The organism is Saccharothrix sp. AJ9571 (assembly GCF_021725495.1).
Classification (GTDB): domain Bacteria; phylum Actinomycetota; class Actinomycetes; order Mycobacteriales; family Pseudonocardiaceae; genus Amycolatopsis; species Amycolatopsis magusensis.
In genome coordinates, this window is record NZ_CP091382.1 from 7,377,454 (window position 1) to 7,403,325 (window position 25,872).

Here is a 25,872-nt window from a genome sequence, read left to right on the forward strand (position 1 = left end):
GCCGGATAGTCGCGGCTCCGGGTTACCAGCACGTTGTGGCGGGGTCGTTGGTCTTGCCGGGTGATCGCTTGCCGTGGTGTGTCACGCGTCAACGGTTCTCGCGTCGCACCCGTGACAGCCGGCGACGCGAGGGTGGCAAGTATGGAAACTCTTGATCTTCTCAGTGCCTGGGTTCAGGGCGCACGCCAAAGGATTGCTCACCGTCCACAGCGGCGAGCCCGCGGCGCGGTCAGGTTCGCGTTCTACGGTCGGACGTCGACGGTTGAACACCAGGATCCGGTGAGTTCCGCCGCGTGGCAACGCGAGGCAGCCGAAACCTTGATCGCCAGGCGCGGAGTGATCGTGGCGGAGTATTTCGATGCCGGGTGTTCACGGCGGTTGCCGTGGCGCGACCGGCCGGAGGCAGCAGCGTTGCTGGCGGCTCTTCCTGATCCGGATCGCGGGTTCGATGCGATCGTGGTCGGAGAGTACGAACGCGCCTTCGCCGCGAACCAGTTCGAACAGCTGACCCCGACACTCACCCGATACGGTGTGCAGGTCTGGCTCCCGGAGGCCGGCGGACCAGTCGAGGCCGGCAGTCCCCTGCACCGGATGCTCATGACCGTGCTCGGCGCACAATCGCAGCGGGAGGTGCTACGCGCCCGACATCGGACGTTGGCGGCGATGCGCGCCCAGGTACGCATGCAGGGCCGCTACCTGGGAGGGCGGCCACCGTACGGGTACCGCCTGGTCGATGCGGGACCGCATCCGAACCGGACGCACGCCGCCTGGGGGCGCCGACTCCAGCGACTAGATCCGGACCCGGTGACAGCCCCGCATGTGAAATGGATCTTCGCCAAGCGACTTGCCGGCCGCAGCGCTGCGAGTATCGCTCGCGAGCTGAACGAGCGAGGCGTGCCGTGCCCGTCCGCAGCGGATCCGGGCCGCAACCGGCACCGTTCCGGCCGGACGTGGTCACTCCGCACGATCGTCGAGATCCTCCGAAATCCGCGATACACTGGTCGAGAAGTCTGGGACCGCGTCCCGGGCCGTATTCTGCAGGACCCGGAAGCACCGCGTGGCGAGTTGACCATCGCAGCCGGACCTTCTCATCCAGCGCTGGTCAGCGAGCGGGATTTCGTCGCCGTTCAGGCTGTCCGGGTCACTCGGACGGCGTCCGACGGCACGAGACGCGTCTACCAGCTGTCGGGGCTGGTGCAGTGCGGGTCCTGCGGACGCCGGATGGACTCACATTGGGTGAACGGTCGCCCTGGCTATCGCTGCCGACACGGGCGCTCGAGCGCCCAACCCCGGCCAGCGACGGGCGTGAAGAACCTCTATCTACGGGAAACCGATCTTCTCGAACGGATCGCCACGCACCTGCTCCCACAAGGCAGCCGAACCGGCGATGTTGTCGGATACTTGCGCACACAGAAGCTGACGATCAAGTGCGACGCCGCGACACTGACGCTACGATCCGCAGAAGTTCAGCAAACAGAATTGCCCCACAGCTGATCGTGACTCGATCGCCCGTGGGGCAATGATGTGTCCGAGGGGGGACTTGAACCCCCACGCCCGTTAAGGGCACTAGCACCTCAAGCTAGCGCGTCTGCCATTCCGCCACTCGGACTTGCTGAGGAACAGATTACTCGATGCGCCAGAGGCCGTTAACCGGGGGGCCGGGTCTGGGGCGAGGGGGCTGCTGGCAAGATCATCTGGCTCGGCGGGTGGTAGAAACGCGGGGTGACCGAACCGAGCCTGATCGATACAGCCGCCGACGAAGCTGTGGTGCTGACCAGCGAGCTTCTGCGCATCGACTCCACGAACACCGGTGATCCCGAGACCCTCGTCGGCGAGAGGGAAGCTGCGGAGTACGTGGCCGAGAAGCTGACCGAGGTCGGCTACGAGATCGAGTACGTCGAGTCCGGCGGCAAGAACCGGCACAACGTGATCACCCGGCTCGCCGGCGCCGATCCCAGCCGCGGGGCGTTGCTCGTGCACGGTCACCTGGACGTGGTGCCCGCCGACGCCGCCGAGTGGTCGGTGCACCCGTTCTCCGGCGCCATCCAGGACGACTACGTCTGGGGCCGCGGCGCGGTCGACATGAAGGACATGGTCGGCATGACGCTCGCGCTGGCGCGCCACTACAAGCGCAACGGGATCGTCCCGCCCCGCGACCTGATCTTCGCCTTCGTCGCCGACGAGGAAGCGGGCGGCAAGTACGGCGCCCAGTGGCTGGTCGACCACCGGCCCGACCTGTTCGAAGGCGCCACCGAGGCGATCAGCGAGGTCGGCGGCTTCTCCATCACCCTCAAGGACAACGTCCGCGCCTACCTCATCGAGACCGCCGAGAAGGGCATCCGCTGGATGAAGCTGCGGGTCCGCGGCACCGCGGGCCACGGCTCGATGATCCACCGCGACAACGCCGTCACCAAGCTCGCCGAGGCCGTCGCCCGGCTCGGCAACCACCGCTTCCCGCTGGTCATGAGCCCCTCGGTGCGGGAGTTCCTCGACGGGGTCACCGAGATCACCGGCTGGGACTTCCCCGACGACGACATCGAGGGCGCGGTCGCGAAGCTCGGCAACATCTCCCGGATGATCGGCGCCACGCTCCGCGACACCGCCAACCCGACCATGCTCACCGCCGGCTACAAGTCCAACGTGATCCCGTCGGTGGCCGAAGCCGCGGTCGACTGCCGCATCCTGCCCGGCCGCATCGAGGCGTTCAACCGCGAGCTCGACGAGATCCTCGGCCCGGACATCGAGAAGGAGTGGATGGAACTCCCGCCGGTCGAGACCACCTTCGACGGCGCGCTGGTCGACGCGATGACCGCCGCGGTGCTCGCCGAGGACCCCGGCGCCCGGACGCTGCCGTACATGCTCTCCGGCGGCACCGACGCGAAGGCGTTCCAGCAGCTCGGCATCCGCAACTTCGGCTTCGCGCCCCTGCAGTTGCCCGCCGACCTGGACTTCTCCGCCCTCTTCCACGGGGTCGACGAGCGCGTGCCGGTGGAGGCGCTCAAGTTCGGCACCCGGGTGCTGGACCGCTTCCTGCGCGCGTCCTAACGCAGGTACTGCTGGGCCCAGGCGGCCAGTGTGGTCGGCGTCGTGGTGACCACACTGCGCTCGTCCTCGGCGACGAAGCCGTCGCTCAGGCCGGCGGACATCCCGGCGATGCCGTCGACCTGGGCTTCCGGCAAGCCCGCGGACCGCAGCATCGAGCGGAACTCGTCGTCGGGGACGTGCTCGGGCTTCACCTCGTGGCCCAGCACGTCCCCGAGAATCCCGGCGACCTGGGCGAAGGTGAGGTCGGCTGGGCCGTGCACGGCTTGCACCTGCGTGCCCTGCCAGTTCGCGGCGAGCAGTTTGGCGGCGGCCACATCGCCGATGTCACGCGGGTCGACCCAGGCAAGAGCGTGGTCGAGAGGCCAGGGCGTGCGTAGGACGCCTTCGCGCAGCGATTCGGTGTCCATGAGCAGGTTGCTGAAGAAGTAGCCGCAACGCAGGTGCGTCACCGCGGCGCCGGTGGCGTCCAGCTGTTCCTCGGTGCGCGCCAAGCCGTCGATCTCGCCTGCGCCGTGCCGTTTTTCCGCGCCGACGCTGCTCTGGAACACGGTGTGCGCGATGCCGTTCTCCTGCACGGCGAGCGCCGCGTTGGCGCCCAGGCGGGTGTAGTGGGCGACGGGGTCACCGCTGGGCGCCGGCGGATTCACCCAGAAGAGGACGTCCGCGTTCCGCGTCGCGCGGACGACGTACTCGGCGTCGCCTTGATCGCCTTCGACGACGTCGACTCGCGCGCGCGTTTCCGGGTCGAGCTTGCCGCTGTCCCTCAGGAGCAGGGTCGGTCGCACGCCTGCCTGCACCAGCAGTCGCACGACTCGCGAGCCGACCTGTCCGGTGGGGGTGGTGACGACGATTTTCCGATCGGTGGTGATGGTCATGACCCGGACCGTAGCGGGGGTTGTGGTCAGATATTGACCACAATTGCCGCGTATCGCTGATCTCAGGTGGGCGGTGGCTTCATGAAAGGATCAAACGGCCAGGTCGTTCGGGCGAACGGAGGATCGCCTGATCCTGCTCAAGTCAACTCGTTGACCAGCTCCAACGCTCGTCCCAAGGTGTCGAGCCGGGCGCCGAGGGTGTCGCCTGCGGGATACAGCCGGACGGTGTCGACCCCGGCATCACGCCACACCGCCAGTCGCGCACGCACCATTTCCTCGGTGCCGATCAGCGTGGTCCCCAGCACCATTTCGTCGGTGACCAACGCGGCAGCGCCATCGCGGTCGCCGGAAAGCCAGCGTGACCGCACTTCCGCGGCGACTTCCGCCCAGCCTTGCCTGCTGTAGGCGTCGTTGTAGAAATTGCTGCCGGCGGATCCCATGCCGCCGAGGCTGAAGGCCAGTTCCTTTTTGCGACCGGCGATCATCTGCCGGAGTTCATCCTCGTCCGCCGCGAACGCGACCTCGGCGCCTTGGCACACCTCGAGATCCGCGCGGGTGCGCCCGGCTGAGGCCAAGCCCTCGTCGAGGTGGCGGAAGTAGGCCTCGGCGGCGCCTTCGGGCACGAAGCTGGTGCCGAGCCAGCCATCGGCTATTTCCCCGGTGAGGCGAAGCATGCGCGGGGAAAGGGTGGCCAAATGAATGGGGATGGGGTGCTCGGCTTTGACGGAAAGGCGCATCGGGCGGGCCTCGCCGGGCAGCGGGATCGTGAATGCCGAGCCGGAGTGGCGCAGCTTCTCACCGGTGAACGCGGCACGCACGATTTCGACGGTCTCCCGCATCCGGGTGAGCGGGCGGGCGAACGGGACCCCGTGCAGCCCTTCGATGACCTGCGGGCCCGACGGGCCGAGGCCCAGCAGGAACCGCCCGTCCGACATGTTCGACAGGGTGATCGCGGCCTGCGCGATGGCGGTCGGCGTGCGCGTGCCGAGCTGGATGATGCCCGAGCCGAGCTGGATCCGCTCGGTACGCGCCGCCAGGAAGCCCAGGGGAGAGGGTGCGTCGGAGCCCCAGGCTTCGGCGACCCAGCAGATGTCGAGACCCAGCTTTTCGGCTTCCACCACGAAATCGACGGTCTCCGGCCACGACCCGCCCGAGGCCTCGATCGTCGTCGCGGTCCGCATCAGCCTTCGGCCAGCTTCTTGATCGCCTCGAGGTTGGCGAGGATCGCGTTCTCCAGTTCGCGCAACCGCACGAACACGATCTTCTGCTCCTTGTCCGGCATGCTTTCGATGGCGAACGACAGCCCGGACGGGCCCGGCCCCATCTGCATCCACTGGCTCAGCTCGGTGCCGCCGTCCTGGGCTTCGAGGCTGAACCGCCAGCTCGCCGACGGTGTCTTCGGGTCCTGGACCGCCCACGCGAACGTGCGTTCCGGCTCGTACCCGACCACGTACGAAGTGGTCTCCCATTCACCGAACGACGGGTGCTTGTTGCGACCGCGGAATCGGGCGCCGAGCGTGGGACCGCCGTCGTCCAGCCATTCGACCGCCTGCAGTTCGGCGCTGAGCGAGGGCAGCAGACCGATGTCGGAGACCAGCTCCCACACCCGCTGGGGCGGCGCCTCGATCCGGATCCGCTGCTCGATGGTCGGCGTGTCCGCGTACCGCGCGCCCGTCCACTCCACGTCTGCACTCCTCAGCTCTGGGGAACCAGCTCTGAGCACTACAGTTTCGTAATTGGACTTACCCTGTCAAGTCGTCGAAGCGCCGCCGGACGTCGGGCCGGTCCTTGAGGCCCTCGGGATAACCGGGGCCGGTCCGCATGCGGATGCCGGTCGGGTCGAGTGGTTCACCGCAGGCCGCGCACACCACCTCCGCGTGGGTGTCCTGGCCGCAGTCGACGTGGTGCATCCGGACCGGCGGGCCCTCCGGACCGGACAGCCACCGGTCGCCCCAGCGCGACATCACCGCCAGCACGTCGAAGAAGTCGCGGCCCATCTCGGTGAGCACGTAGTCGTAGCGGACCGGCTCGTCCTGGTACGCGCGCTTCTCCAGCAGGCCTTCGTCGACCAGCCGCTTGAGCCGGTCGGCGAGCGTGTTCCTGGGGATGCCCAGTTCCTGCTGGAACTCGTCGAACCGGCGGATGCCGTAGAAGCTCTCGCGCAGCACCAGCGGGCTCCACTGGTCGCCGAACAGGTCCATGGTGCGTGCGATCGAGCACGGCCACCTGGCGAAAGAGGTCCGCTTCATGGCCTGAGCATAGGCACCGGTCAGCGCAGGAGGGCGAGGTCCACGGCGTCGGCCATGGCCTTGAAGCCGGCGTCGTTGGGGTGCAGGTGGTCGCCGCAGTCGTAGGCGGGCAGCATCCGCAGCGGGTCCTGCGGATCCCGGACGGCGGCGTCGAAGTCGATCACGCCGTCGAAGGCACCGCCGTGCCGGACGAACTCGTTCACCGCCAGGCGCGTCGCTTCGAGCGTTTCGTTGTAGACCTGCCAGCCCTTGAACGGGGTCAGCGTGCCGCCGATGACGCGGATGCCGCGCGCGTGTGCCTGGGCGATGAGCTGCCGGTAGGCCGCGATGATCTGCGCCGGATCCGTCTGGTGCGGTGTCTGCTGGATGTCGTTGATGCCTTCGAGCACCACCAGCGTCTTGACCCCGCCGAGGCTCAGCACGTCTTCGTCCAGGCGTGCCAGCGCGTTGCGGCCCGCACCCGAGCCGGGCACGTCGAGCAGCAGGCGGTTCGCGCTGATGCCCGCGTTGAGCACGCCGAGCGGGCGCCCGGCGGCGATCAGCCGGTCGCTGAGGAAGTCCGGCCAGCGCTGGTTCGTGCCCGCGGTGCCGCCGACGCCGTCGGTGATCGAATCGCCCAGCGTGACCACCGAGCCGCGAGCCGGGCCCTGCACGTCGACGCCGGAAACGTAGTGCCAGACCGAGGTCCGTTCGGTGAACGAGGCGCCGGACTCCTCGGCGGCCAGGTCGCCGGCCTTGGTGAAGAACGAGGTCTGCAGCGCGGCCGGGTGGTAGGTGACCGGGCCGGACGGCGTCGGGGTGAACGTGGTGACCAGCAGGTCGCCGTCCTGCGGGACCCGCAGCAGCGCCGGATCGCTGAGCACCTCGGCACCCGCCGGCACGACGGTCGACTCCGTCCCGCCGAAGGTCAGCTTGCGCATCGAGCCCGGAACGGCCTTCGGTGAGTTGGGTTCGGCGGCGACGGCCACGGTCACCTTGCCCAGCGTCAACGGTTTGGTGCCGAAGGCGTTGGACAGCCGGACGCGCACCGAAGCACCGCCGACACTGGTGTGGACCAGGTTGCGGATCGAGTAGTTCGGGTAGCCGCCCTCGGTGCCGGGCACCCCGGCCGCGGGGGAGGCGGCCCAGGAGCCGACCCAGTTCCCGGGGAGTCCGGGGCTCTGGGCGTTGCTCGATGCCGTCACCACGCCGAGGGCCGCGACCACGATCGCCCCGGCAGCCAGGATTCGCCGCATGTGCCCACCTTCCAGTCCCCGTACCGGGTGCAGCGACCGCCGTTCAGGTGACTGGGCGGACAACCGCGGTCAGAACCTGGTGGCGAGCAACAGGTTCAGGTGGCACACCACCCGATGTGCCGGGTCGTCCAGGTCGATGCCGCCGATCGTGCTCGCGCGGCGGACGCGGTGGCGCAAGGTGTTCGGGTGCACATGCAGCCTTTCCGCCGCCGCGCGGACGTCGCCGAGTGCGTCCAGATAGGCCAGTAGCGAGCCCGCCAGTTCGGTCCCGTGCTCGGCGTCGTGCTCCACAAGGGACGCCACGGCCGGATCGTGCAGCTCGGAATGGGCCTCCAGCAAGGAAAGCGTCTCGCCGAGCAGGACCTCGGCGCGGAGGTCGCCAATGGTGCCGACCGCCCGGTCCGGCGTGCGGCTGACCGCGTCGAGCACCCTGTCGGCCTCTGCGCGCGAGGTCACCACCGCGCGCAGCGAGGGTGCTGTGCTGCCGATTCCGGCTTGGACGGTCAGCGCCGTGCGCCGCTTGAGGACATCGACGACGCGCTCGGCGAGCCCGGCCGCGGCGGTGGTCGCCGGGAGCACCGCGTACACGCGGCCGCCGATCGACCCGACCAGCGCGCCACGCCGATGCGCGGTCAGGTGCACGGACACCACGCGCGCCAGTTCGGCCAGGTGCAGTTCGTGCTCCGGCAGGTCCGGCTCGATGGTGCGGGCGGCGAAGGCGAGCACCACCGAGGGTGCGGCCGGGTCCAGGCCGAGCTGCCCGGCCACCAGGTCGGCGCTGACCCGGCCGTCGAGCAGGCCGGTGATCAGCTCGTTCCGCGAGCGCACCCCCGGCAGCCCGCGCTGGGTCAGCATGCTCAACGCGGCCATGCGCGCGGCACCGAGCAGCGCGCTCTCGGCCTGCTCGGCGAACGGCTGCGCACCCTGCTGCACCCAGATCGCCCCGAGGTGCTGGCTCCCGGCCCGGATACCGACCGCGAGCCGCCGCCGGATGCCCAGTTCGGGCCGCTCCTCCAGGTCGACGACCTCTTCGCCGGAACGCAGCCGCTGGTAGACGCCCCATTCGCGGAGCAGTTCGAGGTAGCGTTCCGGTCCCTTCCAGCCGAGGATGGTCAACCGCCGCAGTTCGTCGACCTCGTCATCCGACCGCGAATAGGCGAGGAGCCGGTAGGTGGCGTCCTCGATGCTGACGATGCCGCCGGTCAGCGCCGCGACGGTCTGGGCCAGGGAGAACAGGTCCCGGTCGGACTCGTCGTCCCGCAGTCCGGCGGTCAGCGCCGCGCTGTCGAGCAGTTCGCGGACGAGGGCGGCGAGCTGGTCCCACCGCGCCCGCGGCTGGACCACCAGCAGGCCGATCCCGGCGTCGTCCGCGGCGGCTTCGAGCTGGGCGGTGTCGGGTTCTTCGGACTTCACCGCCACCGCCGCGGCACCCCGGCGGGCCGCCGCGCGCAGGTAGCGCACCGCGTCCCGGCCGCGGGCGCCGATGAGCAGCACCAGCTCACCGCGGTAGGCGCCGGGATCGTCGTCCGGATCGAGGATGGCCAGACCGTGCACGGGCAGATCACCCGGCCCGGCGCGCAGCTGGACCAGGGGTTCGCCGATGGCGGAGACGAGCTGGCGCAGCGAAGGACCGTCGGTCATCAGGCTTGTCCGATCGAACAGAGAAACACGGGCAAGCTTAGCCGCTCGGACAATCCCAGGCCGCCGCCTCGGACCTACCGTTGGCGGCTATGGACGCGATCACCCAGCCGCCCGCACCCCGCAACGAACCCGTTCGCGAGTACGCCCCCGGCTCGCCCGAGCGGAAGTCCCTCGTCGCCAAGCTCGCCGAACTGGAAGCCAGCCAGTTCGAGCTGACCTCGACGATCGACGGTGAGCAGCGGATGGCCAGCGGTGAGCGCATCGACGTGGTGCAGCCGCACAAGCACGCCCACGTGCTCGGCACCACCGCCAACGCCACGCACGCCGACGCGAAGGCCGCCGTCGCCGCCGCGCTCCGCGCCACCGAGGACTGGCGCGCGCTGCCCTTCGACGAGCGCGCCGCCGTGCTGTTGCGTGCCGCCGACCTGCTGTCCGGCCCGTGGCGCGACACGCTCAACGCGGCCACCATGCTCGGCCAGTCGAAGACCGCGGTGCAGGCCGAGATCGACTCCGCCTGCGAGCTGGCCGACTTCTGGCGGTTCAACGTCCACTTCGGCAGGCAGCTGCAGGCCGAGCAGCCGGTCAGCTCGCCGGGGGTGTGGAACCGGCTGGACTACCGCCCGCTCGAGGGCTTCGTCTACGCCATCACCCCGTTCAACTTCACCGCGATCGCCGGCAACCTGCCCACCGCGCCCGCGCTGATGGGCAACACCGTGGTCTGGAAGCCGTCGCCGACGCAGGGCCTGGCCGCGCACCTGACCCTGCGCCTGCTCGAAGAGGCCGGGCTGCCGCCGGGCGTGATCAACCTGGTCACCGGCGACGGGCTGGCCGTCTCCGACGTCGCACTGGCCGACCCGGCGCTGGCCGGCATCCACTTCACCGGCTCCACCCGGACCTTCCAGCACCTGTGGTCGACCGTCGGCGCCAACATCTCCGGCTACCGCACCTACCCGCGCCTGGTCGGTGAGACCGGCGGCAAGGACTTCGTGCTCGCCCACCCGTCGGCCGACGTGGACGTGCTGCGCACCGCGCTGGTCCGCGGCGCCTTCGAGTTCCAGGGCCAGAAGTGCTCGGCGGCTTCGCGTGCGTTCGTGCCGCGCTCGGTGTGGAACCGGCTGCGTGACGACCTGGTGTCCGAAGTGGACGCGCTGAAGATGGGCCCGGTCACCGACCTGTCCAACTTCCTCGGCGCGGTGATCGACCGGCGCGCCTACGACCGGCTGGCCGGCGCACTGAAGCTGGCGCACGAGTCGGACTCGCTGCAGGTCGTCGCCGGTGGCACCGCCGACGACAGCGAGGGCTTCTTCGTCCGCCCGACCGTCGTGGTCGGCGAGGACCCGACGCACGAGGTGTTCAGCACCGAGTACTTCGGCCCGTTCCTGGCGGTGCACGTCTACGAGGACAGCGACTTCGAGACCGTGCTCAAGCAGGTCGACCAGGGCGCGGCCTACGGGCTGACCGGCTCGATCATCGCGAACGACCGCAACGCGGTGGTCAAGGCCTCGGAGGCGCTGCGGTTCGCCGCGGGCAACTTCTACGTCAACGACAAGCCCACCGGCGCGGTCGTCGGGCAGCAGCCCTTCGGCGGCGGCCGGGCGTCGGGCACCAACGACAAGGCGGGCTCGATCTACAACCTGCAGCGCTGGATCAGCCCGCGCACGATCAAGGAAACCTTCGTGCCGCCGACCTCGGTGGGTTACCCGCACCAACTGGAGGACTGAGCCGTGCTTCGTTCCGCGTTGATCGCCGCCTCCCGCTCCTCGTCGTTCCGCACGGTCGCCGAACGCACGCCGGTGATGCGCCCGATCGTCGACCGGTTCGTCGCCGGTGACGAACTCGACCAGGCCATCGCGAACGTGCGGCGGCTGACCGAGGACCGGCTCGTCTCGCTCGACCACCTCGGCGAGGACACCACCGATCGGGCCCAGGCCGAGCGGACCGTCGAGGCCTACCGCGCGCTGCTGCGCACGCTCGGCGAGCAGGGCCTGGCCGAGCGGGCCGAGTTGTCGGTGAAGCTGTCCGCGCTGGGGCAGGCGCTGCCGGTGGACGGCGACAAGATCGCGCTGGAGAACACCCGGCAGATCTGCGCCGCCGCGGCCGCCGTGGGCACCACGGTGACCGTCGACATGGAGGACCACACCACCACGGACTCGACCCTGTCGATCGTGCGGGAGCTGCGCGTGGACTTCCCGCGGACCGGGACCGTGCTGCAGGCCTACCTCAAGCGCACCGAGGCCGACTGCCGCGAGTTCGCCGGTCCGGGGTCGCGGATCCGGCTGTGCAAGGGCGCCTACGACGAGCCAGCCTCGGTCGCCTACCGGGACAAGTCCGAAGTGGACGCTTCGTACGTGCGGTGCCTCAAGGTGCTGATGGCGGGGGAGGGCTACCCGATGGTGGCCACGCACGACCCGCGGCTGGTGGACATCGCGGAGTGGCTGGCCATGCAGCACGACCGGTCGGCAGAGGACTTCGAGTTCCAGATGCTCTACGGGGTGCGGCCGGAAGCGCAGCGCGAGCTGGCGGGGCGCGGGATGCGGCTGCGTGCTTATGTGCCTTACGGGACCGAGTGGTACCCGTACTTCATGCGGAGGCTGGCGGAACGGCCCGCGAATGTGGCGTTCTTTTTGCGGTCGTTTGCGTCGCGGGGGTAGGGGGTTTCGGACGTGGTTTTCCGCCCCGGTTTTTGATTGTGACTACGGCGAAGACCCCGGTGTCAAGGCGGGAAAGATGCCTTGACGTCGGGGTCTTCGCCGTGTTTTTGGCTGTGGACCGGGGTGGGGTGGGGGGCTGGGCGATTGCTCCCGGTGGGTGTCCGGGCGGCGGTTTTGGTGTGGTGGCAGGGGTGCCGTGAATGTGGCTTTCACGGCGGAATGTGCCGTGAAAGCCACATTCACGGCACTGCCACGGGGGATACGGGGGCGAGTTAGAGGCTGGGGCCTGGGACGCCGGCGGTGGCGAGGGAGCGTCGTCGGCGTAGCCAGACTCGGCGGGTGCCGTCGGCGTAGAGGCGGACGTTGGACAGTTCCCAGCCGGAGAATTCTGCCTGGAGTGAGAGCTGGATCGCCGCGGAGAGCCGCGACACGCCGGGTGGCAGTTGCAGCCGGCGATACTCCCAGTCCCCTTCGACCACCGCCTCGGTCACGGTTCGATCACCTGGATCCCTTCTCCCACGGCCGAGCCGACGACCACCGCCGCGCTCGCCGGGTCCACTGACACCGAATTGGGCTGGCGGACGGCGGGAAAGCGGAACTTCTCCACCGGCTCGCCGCCGCCGACGTCGAACGCGGCGACCTCGTTGCGCTCGGTGAGCGTTACCCAGGCGAGATCGCGCTGGGCGTCGTAGGCGATGCCGTAGAGCCCGCCCGGCACCGGGTAGCGCTGCCGCAGCAGCAGGGGACCGGACGAGAACGCCAGCAGTGAGCTCGCCCGCGAGTCGGTGACCAGGACCCGGCCGTAGCGGTCGGTCACCGCGTTCGTGGCGCCGTCACCGGCGCGCAGGCCTTCCTCGACCGTGCCCGCCGCGAGGTCCACTTCGAACAACGCGGTGCGCAGCCGGTCGAGCACCACGGTGGCGTCGCCCGCGGCGAGCACCTTGTCGGCGCTGTAGAGCTGGCCGGTGATGGTCTTGCTCACGCGGTCGCCGTCGAGCACCTCGACCGCCTTGCGATCACGCACGGCGACCAGTGTCTGCGCGCCTCGGGCATCGGCGGCGGCGGGCTGACCGGCGACCGGCACCGTGGTGACCGTGCCGTCGGCCGGGTTCACCCTGGCGAGGGCGCTCGCGCCGGGAAGGCTGGCGAGCAGCCGGTCACCCGCGGGGGTGAGCTGTTCGGCGGGCGCGGGCAGGCTCACCGCGCGTGGTGCCTTGGTCAGATCCGCCAGGTCGTAGAGCTGGAGCGAGGGCGGTTCGGCCAGCGCCACCGCGAGCACCCCGCCGACCACGGCCGTCGTGCCCACCGGCGGCGAAGGCAGGACCCGCCCGGCCGGTTCGGTGGCACGGGCGGGGGAGGGCAGCGCGGTCGCGGCGACCGGGTTCGCCACCAGCTGCAGGTCGTCGGACTGGTCGCTCCCCGTGGTGCAGCCGCTCAACACCAGCGCGACCACCAGGGGCGAAGCGACAAGCAACCGGCGCAATCCGAATCCTCCCGACTATGAGTCCGACAAAGTCCAGCATCCCGTAAGAACCACGTCACGTCACGTGTCTGTCACCTAACAGACACCTCGGCCGCCTCAGCGCGGCCATCGCTCCGGGTAACCGGTCTCGATCGAGCTGACGTCGTCGAGCGCGGACCGGATCGCCGGCGGCAGGGTGATCTCCTCGGCGATCAGCGAACCGGTCAGCTGGCCGGTGTCGCGCGCGCCGACCACCGGCGCCACCACGCCCGGCCGGTCCCGCACCCAGGCCAGCGCCACGGCCAGCGGCGAGGTGCCCAGGCCGTCGGCGGCGGTCACCACGGCCTGCACGATCCGGGCGGCCCGATCGGTGCGGTGTTGCTCCACGTAACCGGCGAAGGTGGGGGAGGCGCCACGGGAGTCGGCCGGGGTGCCGGTGCGGTACTTGCCGGTCAGCACACCGCGGCCGAGCGGGGCCCAGGGCAGGATGCCGATGCCGTGGTGCTGCGCGGCGGGCAGCACCTCGCGCTCGATCCCGCGCTGCAGCAGGGAGTACTCCATCTGCGTGGAGATCAGGCGCACGCCGGACGGCCGCGCGGCCGCGGTGGCCAGCTGCCAGCCCGAGTAGTTGGACACCCCGGCGTAGCGGACCTTGCCGCTGGCGACCGCGAACTCCAAGGTGGACAGGGTTTCCTCGATCGGCACCGCCGGGTCCCAGGCCTGCAACTGCCACAGGTCGATGTGGTCCACGCCGAGCCGGCGCAGCGAGCCGTCGAGCGCGGTGAGCAGCGCGCCGCGCGAGGCGCCGCCGCCGAACGGGCCGTCCCCGCGGCGGGCGACCGCCTTGGTGGCCAGCACGATGTCGGTGCGCGGTACGAGGTCACCGATGAGCGAGCCGAGCACCCGTTCGCTCTCGCCGTCGCCGTAGATGTCGGCGGTGTCGACCAGCGTGCCACCCGCGTCCACGAAGGCCACCAGCTGGTTGGCGGCCTCTTCGGCGTCCGTGCCGGTACCCCACGACATGGTGCCCAGGCCCATCCTGGACACTCTCAGGCCGGACGCGCCGAGCTGCCGGTTCTCCATTCGCGCAGCCTAGCCAACCAGCCGCTCCCGGCCTTTACGAAGGCGCGTGTCGCGGTGATCATCCCCCCGTTTAGGGTCGGGCCCCGTGCGCTTGGGACTGAACCTCGGATATTGGGGCGCCGGCAACGACGCGGCCAACCTCACACTCGCCAAACACGCCGACGAGCTGGGCTACGCCGTCGTCTGGGCGGCCGAAGCCTATGGCTCGGACGCCCCGACGGTGCTGGCCTGGATCGCCGCCCAGACCTCCCGGATCGACGTCGGCAGCGCGGTGCTGCAGATCCCGGCCAGGACGCCGGCCACCACGGCGATGACCGCCGCCACCCTGGACACGCTGTCCGGTGGCCGGTTCCGCCTCGGCCTCGGCGTGTCCGGGCCGCAGGTGTCGGAGGGCTGGCACGGGGTGCGGTTCGCCGCGCCGCTGGGCCGGACCCGGGAGTACGTCGACATCGTGCGGGCGGCGCTGCGCCGCGAGCGCGTCCGGTACGACGGGAAGCACTTCCAGCTGCCGCTGCCGGACGGCCCGGGCAAGGCGCTCGCGCTGACCGTGCACCCGGTGCGCGAGCACATCCCGACCTACCTCGCCGCGATCGGCCCGAAGAACCTCGAGCTGACCGGGGAGATCGCCGACGGCTGGCTGCCGGTCTTCTTCTCCCCGGCCCACGCCGAGGAGCACCTGAAGCACCTGCGGGCCGGTGCGGAGAAGTCCGGCCGCTCGCTCGCCGACCTCGACATCGCGCCGACCGTGCCGCTGGTGGTCGGCGACGACTGGACCGCCTGCGCCGACGCGGTCCGCTCCTACGCCGCGCTCTACATCGGTGGCATGGGCAGCCGGGACAAGAACTTCTACAACCAGCTCGCGTGCCGCATGGGCTTCGAGGCCGAGGCGGCCGAGGTCCAGGAGAAGTACCTGGCCAAGGACTACGCCGGGGCGATGGCCGCGGTGCCGCTGGAGTTCCTCGACGCGACCGCGCTGCTCGGGCCGAAGGAGCGCATCGCCGAGAAGATGGCCGCCTTCGCCGAGGTCGGCGTGACCACGCTCACCGTGGCGCCGTACGACGGGGACGCTGACGCCCGCCGGATCGCGCTGGACACCGCCGCCGAGGCCATCGAGATGGCGGGGAACTGACGTGGGCTGGTTCGAAGCACTGGTGCTCGGCCTGGTCCAGGGCCTGACCGAGTTCCTCCCGATCTCCTCGAGCGCGCACCTGCGGGTCACCGCCGCGCTGGCCGGCTGGGACGACCCGGGCGCCGCGTTCACCGCGGTCACCCAGATCGGCACCGAGCTGGCCGTGGTGCTCTTCTTCGCGAAGAAGATCGGCCGGATCCTCACCGGCTGGTTCTACTCGCTCTACAAGCCGGAGTGGCGTGACGACCCGGACGCCCGGCTCGGCTGGCTGATCATCATCGGCACGCTGCCGATCGGCGTGCTCGGCCTGCTGCTGCAGGACCAGATCGACACCTCGTTCCGCGACCTGCGCATCACCGCGACCATGCTGATCGTGTTCGGCGTGATCCTGTGGCTGGCCGACACCTACGGCAAGAACGAGCGGACGCTGGACCACCTGACGGTCAAGCACGGCCTCGCCTTCGGCTTCGCGCAGGCACTGGCGCTGATCCCGGGCGTCTCGCGCTCGGGCGGCACCACCAGCGCCGGACGGCTGATGGGCTACCAGCGCCCGGAAGCGGCGGAGTACTCCTTCCTGCTCGCGCTGCCCGCGGTGTTCACCTCGGGCCTGTTCAAGCTGAAGGACGTGGGCGGGGAGAACAGCCCCGAGTGGGGGCCGACCATCCTGGCCACCCTGGTCGCCTTCGGCGTGGGCTACGTGGTGATCGCCTGGCTGATGAGCTACATCAAGCGGCGCAGCTTCCTGCCGTTCGTGATCTACCGGATCGTGCTGGGCATCGTGCTGTTCGGGCTGGTCTTCGGCGGCGTGCTCGATCCCAATGCGGGCCCGGCCGGCCACTGACGTCGACCAGGCGCTGTCCAGGACCACCTGGATCACGAAGCCCATCGACCAGATCCGCCGGACAGCGCCTAGGCTGGCGCCGTGGGCACTGTGATCCTCTTGCGGCACGGCCGCTCGACCGCGAACGGGTCGGGTGTGCTGGCCGGGCGCGCGCCGAAGGTCGGACTCGACGAAACCGGCCGGGCGCAGGCCGAAGCACTGGCCGGGCGCCTGGCCGCCATCCCGCTGTCCGGGCTGGTGGTCTCGCCGCTGCTGCGCTGCAAGCAGACCGTCGCGCCGCTGGCCGCCGCGCAGAAGCTGGAGCGCGTGGTCGACGCCCGATTGTCCGAAGTGGACTACGGCGAGTGGACCGGCCGGGCGATCAAGGACCTGGTCTCCGAGCCGCTGTGGCGGGTGGTGCAGGCGCACCCCTCGGCCGCGGTGTTCCCCGGCGGGGAAGGCCTGGCCGCGATGCAGGCCAGGGCGGTCGAGGCGGTCCGCGAGCACGACGCGCGGATCACCGCGGCGCACGGCGACCACGCGGTCTGGCTGCTGTGCAGCCACGGTGACGTGCTCAAGTCGCTGATCGCCGACGCGCTCGGGCAGCACCTGGACTCGTTCCAGCGGATCGTGGTCGACCCCGGGTCGATCTCGGTGGTCACCTACACCGAGACGCGGCCGTTCGTGGTGAAGGTCAACGACAACGGCGGTGACCTGAGCGGGCTCGTGCCGCCGAAGCCGCAGCGGGGTAAGAAGAAGGGTAAGAAGTCCTCCGATGCCGTCATCGGGGGTTCGACTGGTCGAAAGGGCCGCGCATGATCTCCCCGGACAACCCGTTCGCCGGTCCCAGCGAGCTGCCCTACCGGCTGCCGCCGTTCGACCGCATCACCGGTGCGCACTACCGGCCCGCGTTCGAGGCGGGCATCGCCGAGCAGGTCGGTGAGGTGACGGCGATCGCGGACAACCCGGAGCCGCCGACCTTCGAGAACACCGTGGTCGCGCTGGAGCGCTCCGGCGAGCTGCTCGGCCGGGTCTCGATGGTGTTCTTCAACCTGACCTCCTCGGACACCACGCCGGAGCTGCAGCAGCTGCAGGCGGAGATCGCGCCGAAGCTGTCGGCCCACCGGGACGCGATCCACCTGAACAAGAAGCTGTTCGCGCGGATCACCGAGCTGTTCGAGCGGCGCGACTCGCTGGGCCTGGACCCGGAGTCGGCCTGGCTGCTCGAGCGCTACCACGTCGATTTCGTGCGGGCGGGCGCCGCGCTCGGCGAGGCCGAGCAGAACCGGCTGCGCGCGCTGAACGAGGAACTGTCCACGCTGAGCACGCGGTTCCAGGAGAACCTGCTCGCCGAGGGCAACGATCTCGCGGTCGTGGTGGACACGGCCGAAGAGCTGGCCGGGCTCTCGGCGGACACCGTCGCGGCGGCCGCGGAAGCCGCGACCTCACGGGGTCTCGAGGGCAAGTATGTGCTCAAGCTCAGCTTGCCGACGCAGCAGCCCGCGCTGGCGTCGCTGGAGAACCGGGCGGTGCGGGAGCGGCTGCACCGCGCGTCGGTCTCGCGGGGCAAGCGCGGCAACGAGCACGACAACTCCGAGCTGATCATCAAGATCGCGCACCTGCGGGCCGAGCGTGCGGCGCTGATGGGCTACCCGAACCACGCCGCGTACGTGATCTCGGACGAGACCGCGCGCACCGCCGACGCCGCGCAGGGCCTGCTGGAACGGCTCGCGCCGGCGGCGGTGACCAACGCCAACGCCGAGGCGCTGGAGCTGCAGCAGCAGATCGACGCCGAGGGCGGCGAGATCTCGCTGGAGGCGTGGGACTGGGCGTTCTACGCGGAGAAGGTGCGCAAGGCGCGGTTCGACATCGACGAAGCCGCGCTGCGGCCGTACTTCGAGCTGGAACGCGTGCTGATCGACGGCGTGTTCTACGCGGCGTCGCGGCTGTACGGGCTCAGCTTCACCGAGCGGCACGACCTGCCGAAGTACCACCCCGAGGTGCGGATCTTCGAGGTCTTCGACGCCGACGGCACCGGGCTGGGCCTGTTCCTCGGCGACTACTACGCGCGGGACACCAAGCGCGGCGGCGCCTGGATGAACAACTTCGTCGAGCAGGCGGGCCTGCGGGACGAGCGGTCCGTGGTGGTGAACAACCTGAACATCATCCGCCCGCCGGAGGGGGAGCCGACGCTGCTCACCTTCGACGAGGTGGTCACGGCGTTCCACGAGTTCGGGCACGTGCTGCACGGGCTGCTCTCGGACGTGCGGTACCCGAAGTTCTCCGGGCCGAACGTGCCACGGGACTTCGTGGAGTACCCGTCGCAGGTCAACGAGATGTGGATGCTGTGGCCGGAGGTGCTGGCCAACTACGCCAAGCACCACCGGACGGGTGAACCGCTGCCGCAGCACCTGGTGGACAAGCTGCTGGAGTCGCAGCAGTACGGCGAGGGCTACTCGACCACGGAGTACCTCGCGGCTTCGCTGCTGGACCAGGCGTGGCACTCGATCGGGGCCGACGACCGGATCAGCGACGCGGCGGCCTTCGAAGCGGAAGCGCTGCGCAAGGCCGGGGTCTCGCTGCCGACCGTGCCGCCGCGGTACCAGAGCTCGTACTTCGCGCACATCTTCAGCGGCGGGTACAGCGCGGGGTACTACTCGTACATCTGGAGCGAGGTGCTCGACGCGGAAAGCGTGGAGTGGTTCCGGGAGAACGGCGGCCTCACCCGGGAGAACGGCGACCACTTCCGCCGGGAACTCCTAGGCCGGGGCGGCAGCATCGACCCGATGACCGCCTTCCGCAACTTCCGCGGGCGGGACCCGGAGATCGACCCCCTCCTGAAGCGCCGAGGCCTGACGGGCGCCTAGGCGCAGGTGGCTCCCTCGGTCCCCGGGGGAGCCACCTTTTCGTGGTGGGCTACCACTCCCAGCCGTCAGGGGTGATGACCCATTCGTTGCCGTCGCCTCCGCCGTGTTCGACGGCGGTGGCCGCGGATGCCGCTCCGCTCATCGCGAATCCGCCCAGCGCGACCATGCCCGCCAGCAGCAAACCTGTCAGGACCTTCTTCATGCGTACCCCTCTCAGCGATCGGACAACCAACGCCCGCATTCTGTGACACCTGCCCCTGCTCTGTCACAGATTCGCCACCGGCTCACCCCAACGGCCTACGCACGTACCCTGCGCTCAGGTGTTCGCCGGGCCCGAATGCTATGAGTGGGGCATTACTTGCAATGGATGCAAGTAATGCCCCACTCAGAGCAATGGAATCGAGGGGTCAGATGAGGCCGAGCTTTTTGACGGCGTCTCGTTCTTCGGTGAGTTCCTGTACGGAGGCGTCGATGCGGGCGCGCGAGAACTCGTCGATGTCCAGGCCCTGCACGATCTCGTACTTGCCGTTCCGCGCGGTGACCGGGAACGAGGAGATCAGGCCCTCCGGCACGCCGTAGGAGCCGTCCGAGACGACGGCGGCGGAGGTCCAGTCGCCTTCCGGGGTGCCGTTGACCCAGGTGTGCACGTGGTCGATGGCGGCGGAGGCGGCCGAAGCCGCGGACGAGGCACCGCGCGCCTCGATGATGGCGGCGCCGCGCTTGGCGACGGTCGGGATGAAGGTGTCGGCGAGCCAGGCCTGGTCGTTGACGGCCTCGGCGGCGTTCTTGCCCGCGACCTCGGCGTGGAAGATGTCCGGGTACTGGGTGGCCGAGTGGTTGCCCCAGATCGCCAGCTTCTTGATCTCCGACACCGGTACGCCCAGCTTCTTCGACAGCTGCGCCAGCGCGCGGTTGTGGTCGAGGCGGGTCATCGCGGTGAAGCGCTCGGCCGGGACGTCGGGTGCGTGCGCCTGGGCGATCAGCGCGTTGGTGTTGGCCGGGTTGCCCACCACCAGCACCTTGATGTCGTCGGCGGCACCGGCGTTGATCGCCTCGCCCTGCGGCTTGAAGATGCCGCCGTTGGCCTCGAGCAGGTCACCGCGCTCCATCCCCTTGGTGCGCGGGCGGGCGCCGACCAGCAGCGCCACGTTCGCCCCGGCGAAGGCCTGCTTGGCGTCGTCGAAGATGTCCGTGCCGGCGAGCAGCGGGAACGCGCCGTCTTCGAGCTCCAGCGCGGTGCCCTCGGCCGCCTTCACCGCCTGCGGGATTTCCAGCAGCCGCAGTCGCACCGGGGTGTCCGGGCCGAGCAGCTGACCGGAGGCGATGCGGAACAGCAGCGCGTACCCGATCTGGCCGGCCGCGCCGGTGACGGTGACGTTGACAGGGGCTTGGGTCATCTCGTTACTCCTGCAGACAGCGTTGGCTCATGGCTTTGTGCGAGCGATGTTATCCCTCTGCGTAACCGGCGTCGGGGTGCGTCTTGTCACGCCGCATGCCGAAGGTGTTCCCGAGCGCCACGAGCTCGGCGTCGAGCTGGTCCAGACTGGACAGCAGCGACCGCTGGGTGGCGTCCCCGGCGCACTCGCCGGGCGGCAGGCCGGTCTCGCGTTCGAGCCGCCGCTGGGGCGCGGTGGCGGGCTCGCGCACCACTTCCAGCAGGGTGTCCACCTTGCGGGTGATCCCGGCCAGTACCTCGGGGAGCCGGTCGTCACCGGCGAACATGCCCGGCTGGGCGCGGGCGGCGACGTGCCGCGCCCGGAAGGCGATGGACTCCAGCGTGCCCTGCACGTGCCAGCCGAGGTCGCGCCGCGCGGTGCTGACGTTCACCGGGTGGACCAGCGGTTCGATGGTCCGGCGCACCTGGTCGACGTCGCGGTCCAGGGTGCGGGACAGCTCGATGATGTTGTGATTCTCACGTCCGGACAGCAGTTCGTCCGCGCGCTCGACGAACGTCCGCAGGTCCTCCAGCGTGGCCGCGATGTCGTCGAGCATGACCGCGCGCGTGCGCACCGGCACGATCACCACCGCGGCGAGCATGCCCGCCACCGCGCCGACCGCGGTCTCCGCCAGCCGGATCCACAGCACCTCGAAGGTGAACGTGCCGAGCAGGCTGTAGAGCAGGCCGAGCATGGTGGTGATGAAGAAGGCCATGATCGCCTGCGAGACGCGCGAAAAGTAGACCATGCCGAACACGCAGACCAGCAGCAGCACGAGCGTGGCCGGGGAGTTCCCGACCACCAGCAGCGCCGCGAGCACCCCGCCGAAGATGCCGACCAGGGTGCCCACCAGCCGCCGCATGCCCTTGACGAAGGTGGCACCCGCGGTCGCGGAGCCGAGGAACACCACGAAAACCGTGAGCACGGCCCAATACCACCGTTGGGGGGACACCAGTTCGCCGCCGATCACGGCCAGCCCGCCGCCGACCACGGCCTGGATGGCGCCCCGGGTCTGGTTGTCATAGGCGAAGACGGCTTTGCGCTCGGTCTCCTCGGTGTCCGGAGCATCGTCGGGTGGCAGTTCGTCGTTCTCGGCGACCCGCTGCGCGTTCACGTCGGCGATGGCCAGTTCGGCGATGGCGTGCCGCAGTTCGTCACCCGGACGGGCGTGCTCACCGAGCCTGCTGCCCGCCACCAGCATCTGGCTGAACTCGGCCGAATCGCTGATCACCGGCAGCTCACGCGGATCACGGCCGATCAGCCCGCCGAACCGGCGCAGCGCGGCGACCAGGTCGGCGCGCGTGGCCTCGTCGAGGTCCTCGGCGGCGGTGCGGCGCAAGGTGATCACCAGCCATTCGACGGCCAGCTCGACCTCGATCGCCCGGCGCCGCAGCACGCCGACCGCGCGTTCGTCCACCACGTCCGGCGCCACGTCCTCGACCATCAGCACGCATTCGTGCATCCGGTTCGCCGCCGTGCGCAGCTGCTTGTCGTTGCGGCTCCCGGATTCCAGGTACGCCTGCGCGGCCCGGATCACCGCCGCCAGCCGCGCCCGGAACGCCCGGCGCACCCGCAGCAGTTCCTTCGCCGGGCGGCGGGGGAGGACCACCAGCCGGATGAAGGCGTTCACCAGGATCCCGGCCAGCAACGCCCCCAGCAGCGCGGGCACCTGCTTGAGGTGCGTCTGCAGGAACATCGCGAAGAAGAAGAGGAAGAAGGTCGCCGAGCCGAGCGCGATCCCGCGGGGACCCCAGCGCTGCGCGTAGACCGCGACGAAGATCAGCAGCACGAAGACCACGCTGTCCAGCGGCGGCATCGACGCGCCCAGACTGGCCAGGGTGAGCGAAGCGGCGCCCGTCAGCAGCACCAGCGCCAGGGTGACCAGGTCCTGGCGCGTGGTGTCCTCGTGCACGGTGAACGCGCTCATCATCGCGCCGATCGCGCCGACCATCACCACGGTCAGCGGCTGCCCGAACGGCAGCAGCACCAGCACGGTCAGCACGATGCCGAAGATCGCGGACAGTGCGAGGCGCAACCGGACGAAGCCGGGGTCGGAGGCGGCGAAGCGGTCACGCGTCGTCTCGGTGACCTTGATGACCTTGGCGACCTTGGTGAAGCGAACGATCATGCGGTGGTGCTCCCGAGCAGTTCCCATTGGGCCAGGCTGATCCGGCGGTCCGTGCCGCCGGTGATCCGCAGCCGGTAGTGGCGGCAAGCGGCGGGCTCGGACAGGGAGAACGGCCGGGTCTGACGGCGCCAGCGGAACACCTGGCCCTGCCGCTCGTCGAGCGTTCTCCAGGCCTCGCCGTCGTCCGAACCCTCCAGCACCCAGGACGACGGATCGCCCTCGCCGAGCGCGGAAGTGAGGGTGTACAACGACACCGGTCTCGGCGCACCGTCCACGGTGAACTCGACCGTCGGCGTGGCGGTGCCGAAGTTGACCTGCGTGCGGCTGGTGTCGTCGAAGAGCTGGGAGACGTCGTTGTCCGACGAGCGGCCCTGCCCGGGCAGGTCGGTCAGCGGCACGGCAGGCAGGTCGCCGGTGGTCAGTGACGGCGGCAGGTCGTCCTCGCCGGTGCCCCAGTCGCCGGGCTCCTCGGCCAGGTCGAAATCGAGCACCGCACCCTGGACGAGCGTGGCGTGCGGGATGTGGGTCTTCGTGTACGGCTCGCCGTTGACCTTCAGCCCGCGGACGTACTTCGTGGCCGCCGTGTTGCCGGGCGCGTTGATCACCAGGTCTTCGCCGTTCTCCAGGTGCACGGTCGCCTTGGTGAACAGCGGCGCACCGAGCACATAGGACGGACTACCCATGGCGAGCGGGTAGAAACCGAGGGCGGCGAACAGGTACCACGCCGACATCTCGCCGTTGTCCTCGTCGCCGGGATAGCCCTGGCCGATCTCACTGCCGAGGTAGCAGCGCAGCAGCACCTCGCGCACGACGGCCTGGGCCTTCGCCGGGGCACCCGCGTGCAGGTACATCCACGGGATGTGGTGCGAGGGCTGGTTGGAGTGCCCGTACTGGCCGAGGCGGATGTCCCTGGCTTCGGTCATTTCGTGGATGATGCCGCCGTACGAGCCCGGCTTGAGCCCGGTCTCCGGCGTGGCGAAGAAGGTGTCCAGAGTGGACTCGAGCTTCTTGCGGCCACCGAGCAGGTTCACCAGGCCACGGCCGTCGTGCGGCACGGTGAAGGCCATGTTCCAGCCGTTGGTCTCGGTGTAGTCGAAGCCCCAGACCGCCGGGTCGTACTGCTCGGGAGCCCAGCGCCAGCCACCGGCGGCGTCACGGCCCTGGAAGAAACCGATGCGCTTGTCGAAGTGGTGGACGTAGTGCAGCGCGCGGCTGGTGAAGTACCGCGCGTTGTCCAGGTACTCGGCCCGCCGGGGATCGTCTTCGGCGGCGGTCTCATGGAGGGCTCGCGACAGGTTCGCGATGCCGAAATCGTTGATACAGCCTTCCAGCGCCCACGACAGACCTTCCGGTGTGGACGCCGGCGTGTACCCGAGGAAGAGCGACTCGTCCAGGCCTTTGCGGCCCACGCTCTTGTTCGGCGGGGTGACCGTGGCGTTCTTCAGCGCGGCGTCGTAGGCGGCCACCACGTCGAAGTTGTGCACGCCCTTGAGGTAGGCGTCGGCGAAGGCGACGTCGGAACTGGTGCCGGTCATCAGGTTCGCGTAGCCGGGGGAGGACCACCGCGAGATCCAGCCGCCCTCGCGGTACTGCTGCACGAATCCCTCGGCGAGCTGGCCGCAGCGTTCCGGGCTGAACAAGGCGTACGCGGGCCAGGTGGTGCGGTAGGTGTCCCAGAAGCCGTTGTTCACCACCATCGGCCCGTCGAGCACCTTCGCCCCGGTGCGCCGCCCGGTGCTGAGCCGGGTGCTCCGGCTGACCGGGCTCGCGTGCCGGTAGGCGGGCGCCGCGGCGGTGCCGGTGTTCTCGTGCGCCGAGTTCGGGTACAGGTAGAGCCGGTACAGGTTCGAGTAGAAGGTGGTGAGCTGGTCCTCGCTGGCGCCTTCGATCTCGAAGCGGCCCAGGATCTTGCGCCACTCCTCACGAGCGTGGTCGCGCACGGCGTCGAACGTGGTGCCGTCCGGGATCTCCAGTTCCAGGTTGTGCTGGGCCTGCCGGAGGCTGATCAGCGAAGTGGCGATCCGCAGGGTGACCGACTCCTGCTCGCCGACGTCGAAGCTCAGGTGCCCGGTGACCACCCGCCACAACGGGTTCCGCACCTTCTTGGCGGCCTTCGCCGCGCGGTCGAGCTTGCCGTAGACGTACATCCGCCGCGCGCCCACGGACAGCCTGCTGCGGACCCAGGTGTGCCCGGTGACCGTGCCGTCCGCGTGCAGCCGCAGCCCGCCCCGGTTGCCGGCGTTGTCGAAGATCAGGTGCGCTTCCCCGGCGGGGAAGGTGAACCGCAGCATCGCGGCGTGGTCGGCGGGGGCGATCTCGCCGGTGATCCCGTTGTCGAAGCGCACCCGGTAGTGGTACGGCCGGTCCAGCTCGTTCGCGTGGTCGAAGGCCAGTGCCCTGGCCTGCCGGTCCACGGTCAGCTCACCGATCCTCGGCATCACCTGGAAGGTGTGCCGGTCGCCCATCCACGGGCTCGGCTGGTGGCTCAGGCCGAACGCCTCCAGCGCGGGCCGGTTCGCGCCGTTGTTGCGCCGGTGGTACTCGTACACCCAGGTGGTGGAACTCGCGTCGGTCATCGGGGTCCAGAAGTTGAAGCCGTGGGGGAGCGCGGTGGCCGGGATGTTGTTGCCGCGTGAGCGGTTGTTCGCCGAGTGCGTGCCGCGCGTGGTGCGTACGCGGTCGACGGGCTCCACCGGACCGGCGGGTTCACGCTCGGCGATGCGCACGTCGTCGAGCCAGCCGGAGACCTCGCCGTCGCCCTCGGGGACCTCCGTGGTCAGCAGGATCGCCTTGGCGCGCTTGCCCGCGGCCGCGGCGAGCGAACAGCGGACGTGGTTCCACTGGTCCAGGTACAGCTTCTTGGCCAGGCCCTGCGCCTTCGCGGTGACCGCGAAGCCGTGCTGGTCGAGCGCGTTCAGCGAGGCGAGCGTGGTGCCGTCGTCGAACTCAATGTCGATGGCGACGAAGGTGCCGCGCCACGCCGGGTCCGCTTCGGGGAACACCACATAGGACAGTTCGCTGCGCTCGGTGATGGCCAGGTCGGTGCGGAACAACCCGGTGCGTGCCTGGCCGGCCACCCCGGTGCGGTAGTTGAGCGCGTGCAGGCCGCTGAAGCCGGTCTTCGGCTTGGCCGCGGGCGCCTGGGCCGGGCCGTCGCCGACGTGGACGCGGAGCCGGTCACCGGAGCCGGGCGCGGGGTCGCCGGGCTCGAAGGACGAGAAGAACTCGGTCGGCTGCTCGGGCATGGAGCC

The 25,872-nt window shown here is 70.0% G+C and carries 21 protein-coding genes and 1 tRNA gene; 8 read left to right on the forward strand and 14 right to left on the reverse strand.

Translation table 11 applies throughout. The features are described 5' to 3' along the window. Positions 1 to 141: 141 nt before the first annotated feature. Entirely contained in the window at positions 142 to 1,494 is a 1,353-nt protein-coding gene (locus L3Q67_RS33250) for a recombinase family protein (protein ID WP_499185371.1), read from the forward strand. A gap of 31 nt (positions 1,495 to 1,525) precedes the next feature. Here the strand turns inward: L3Q67_RS33250 and L3Q67_RS33255 are convergent. Further along, a tRNA-Leu gene (locus tag L3Q67_RS33255) sits at positions 1,526 to 1,609 on the reverse strand. 113 nt (positions 1,610 to 1,722) lie between these two features. Between L3Q67_RS33255 and L3Q67_RS33260 the strand changes: the two genes are divergently transcribed. Further along, positions 1,723 to 3,045, forward strand: coding sequence for a M20/M25/M40 family metallo-hydrolase (locus L3Q67_RS33260; RefSeq protein WP_423575213.1), 1,323 nt, complete (start codon positions 1,723 to 1,725; stop codon positions 3,043 to 3,045). Here L3Q67_RS33260 and L3Q67_RS33265 read toward each other — a convergent pair. The 6 genes from L3Q67_RS33265 to L3Q67_RS33290 form a co-directional block, all read right to left on the reverse strand. Further along, positions 3,042 to 3,920: a Rossmann-fold NAD(P)-binding domain-containing protein gene (locus L3Q67_RS33265; RefSeq protein ID WP_499185372.1), complete on the reverse strand. Its 879-nt coding sequence runs from the start codon at positions 3,918 to 3,920 to the stop codon at positions 3,042 to 3,044. The two genes, L3Q67_RS33260 and L3Q67_RS33265, sit on opposite strands and share 4 nt — an antisense overlap. A gap of 137 nt (positions 3,921 to 4,057) precedes the next feature. Further along, positions 4,058 to 5,101: an LLM class oxidoreductase gene (locus L3Q67_RS33270; protein WP_499185373.1), complete on the reverse strand. Its 1,044-nt coding sequence runs from the start codon at positions 5,099 to 5,101 to the stop codon at positions 4,058 to 4,060. After that, entirely contained in the window at positions 5,101 to 5,604 is a 504-nt protein-coding gene (locus L3Q67_RS33275; protein ID WP_499185374.1) for an SRPBCC family protein, read from the reverse strand. Before L3Q67_RS33275 ends, L3Q67_RS33270 begins: the two co-directional genes overlap by 1 nt. Positions 5,605 to 5,662: 58 nt before the next feature. Continuing rightward, positions 5,663 to 6,169: a winged helix-turn-helix transcriptional regulator gene (locus L3Q67_RS33280; protein WP_499185375.1), complete on the reverse strand. Its 507-nt coding sequence runs from the start codon at positions 6,167 to 6,169 to the stop codon at positions 5,663 to 5,665. Between the two features lie 20 nt (positions 6,170 to 6,189). Next, complete coding sequence (locus tag L3Q67_RS33285; RefSeq protein ID WP_499185376.1) at positions 6,190 to 7,404, reverse strand: SGNH/GDSL hydrolase family protein; 1,215 nt, start codon at positions 7,402 to 7,404, stop codon at positions 6,190 to 6,192. Positions 7,405 to 7,473: 69 nt separating this feature from the next. Next, positions 7,474 to 9,045, reverse strand: a complete 1,572-nt coding sequence (locus L3Q67_RS33290; protein ID WP_499185377.1) for a PucR family transcriptional regulator — start codon at positions 9,043 to 9,045, stop codon at positions 7,474 to 7,476. An 89-nt stretch (positions 9,046 to 9,134) separates the two neighbouring features. On the opposite strand from L3Q67_RS33290, the gene pruA reads away from it, so the two are divergent. Both pruA and L3Q67_RS33300 read left to right on the forward strand, forming a co-directional pair. Beyond that, positions 9,135 to 10,766 carry an L-glutamate gamma-semialdehyde dehydrogenase gene (gene pruA, locus L3Q67_RS33295; RefSeq protein ID WP_499185378.1) on the forward strand — a complete coding sequence of 544 codons (1,632 nt, stop codon included), beginning with the start codon at positions 9,135 to 9,137 and terminating at the stop codon, positions 10,764 to 10,766. A 3-nt stretch (positions 10,767 to 10,769) separates the two neighbouring features. Then, positions 10,770 to 11,696, forward strand: coding sequence for a proline dehydrogenase family protein (locus L3Q67_RS33300; RefSeq protein WP_499185379.1), 927 nt, complete (start codon positions 10,770 to 10,772; stop codon positions 11,694 to 11,696). 272 nt (positions 11,697 to 11,968) lie between these two features. Here the strand turns inward: L3Q67_RS33300 and L3Q67_RS33305 are convergent, their stop codons facing one another. The 3 genes from L3Q67_RS33305 to L3Q67_RS33315 form a co-directional block, all read right to left on the reverse strand. Beyond that, positions 11,969 to 12,187, reverse strand: a complete 219-nt coding sequence (locus L3Q67_RS33305) for a DUF5703 family protein (protein ID WP_499185380.1) — start codon at positions 12,185 to 12,187, stop codon at positions 11,969 to 11,971. Then, positions 12,184 to 13,179: a YncE family protein gene (locus tag L3Q67_RS33310; RefSeq protein WP_499185381.1), complete on the reverse strand. Its 996-nt coding sequence runs from the start codon at positions 13,177 to 13,179 to the stop codon at positions 12,184 to 12,186. The genes L3Q67_RS33305 and L3Q67_RS33310 overlap by 4 nt, the downstream gene beginning before the upstream one ends. Before the next feature lie 96 nt (positions 13,180 to 13,275). Continuing rightward, positions 13,276 to 14,241 carry an aldo/keto reductase gene (locus L3Q67_RS33315; RefSeq protein ID WP_499185382.1) on the reverse strand — a complete coding sequence of 322 codons (966 nt, stop codon included), beginning with the start codon at positions 14,239 to 14,241 and terminating at the stop codon, positions 13,276 to 13,278. Between the two features lie 85 nt (positions 14,242 to 14,326). On the opposite strand from L3Q67_RS33315, the gene L3Q67_RS33320 reads away from it, so the two are divergent. The 4 genes from L3Q67_RS33320 to L3Q67_RS33335 all read left to right on the forward strand — a co-directional run bounded on the left by L3Q67_RS33320 (position 14,327) and on the right by L3Q67_RS33335 (position 19,057). Then, positions 14,327 to 15,370, forward strand: a complete 1,044-nt coding sequence (locus tag L3Q67_RS33320) for an LLM class oxidoreductase (protein ID WP_499185383.1) — start codon at positions 14,327 to 14,329, stop codon at positions 15,368 to 15,370. 1 nt (position 15,371) lies between these two features. Next, positions 15,372 to 16,211, forward strand: a complete 840-nt coding sequence (locus L3Q67_RS33325) for an undecaprenyl-diphosphate phosphatase (RefSeq protein ID WP_209667002.1) — start codon at positions 15,372 to 15,374, stop codon at positions 16,209 to 16,211. An 81-nt stretch (positions 16,212 to 16,292) separates the two neighbouring features. Then, complete coding sequence (locus L3Q67_RS33330; protein ID WP_209667003.1) at positions 16,293 to 17,009, forward strand: histidine phosphatase family protein; 717 nt, start codon at positions 16,293 to 16,295, stop codon at positions 17,007 to 17,009. Beyond that, a complete protein-coding gene (locus L3Q67_RS33335; RefSeq protein ID WP_499185384.1) occupies positions 17,006 to 19,057 on the forward strand; it encodes a M3 family metallopeptidase in 2,052 nt (683 codons plus the stop codon). Before L3Q67_RS33330 ends, L3Q67_RS33335 begins: the two co-directional genes overlap by 4 nt. Before the next feature lie 49 nt (positions 19,058 to 19,106). Here the strand turns inward: L3Q67_RS33335 and L3Q67_RS33340 are convergent, their stop codons facing one another. The 4 genes from L3Q67_RS33340 to L3Q67_RS33355 form a co-directional block, all read right to left on the reverse strand. After that, entirely contained in the window at positions 19,107 to 19,259 is a 153-nt protein-coding gene (locus tag L3Q67_RS33340) for a hypothetical protein (RefSeq protein WP_499185385.1), read from the reverse strand. Between the two features lie 205 nt (positions 19,260 to 19,464). Then, positions 19,465 to 20,454: a malate dehydrogenase gene (locus L3Q67_RS33345; RefSeq protein ID WP_499185386.1), complete on the reverse strand. Its 990-nt coding sequence runs from the start codon at positions 20,452 to 20,454 to the stop codon at positions 19,465 to 19,467. 49 nt (positions 20,455 to 20,503) lie between these two features. Further along, entirely contained in the window at positions 20,504 to 22,621 is a 2,118-nt protein-coding gene (locus tag L3Q67_RS33350) for an FUSC family protein (protein WP_499185387.1), read from the reverse strand. After that, positions 22,618 to 25,866, reverse strand: a complete 3,249-nt coding sequence (locus L3Q67_RS33355) for a GH92 family glycosyl hydrolase (protein ID WP_499185388.1) — start codon at positions 25,864 to 25,866, stop codon at positions 22,618 to 22,620. The genes L3Q67_RS33350 and L3Q67_RS33355 overlap by 4 nt, the downstream gene beginning before the upstream one ends. Positions 25,867 to 25,872 lie beyond the last annotated feature (6 nt).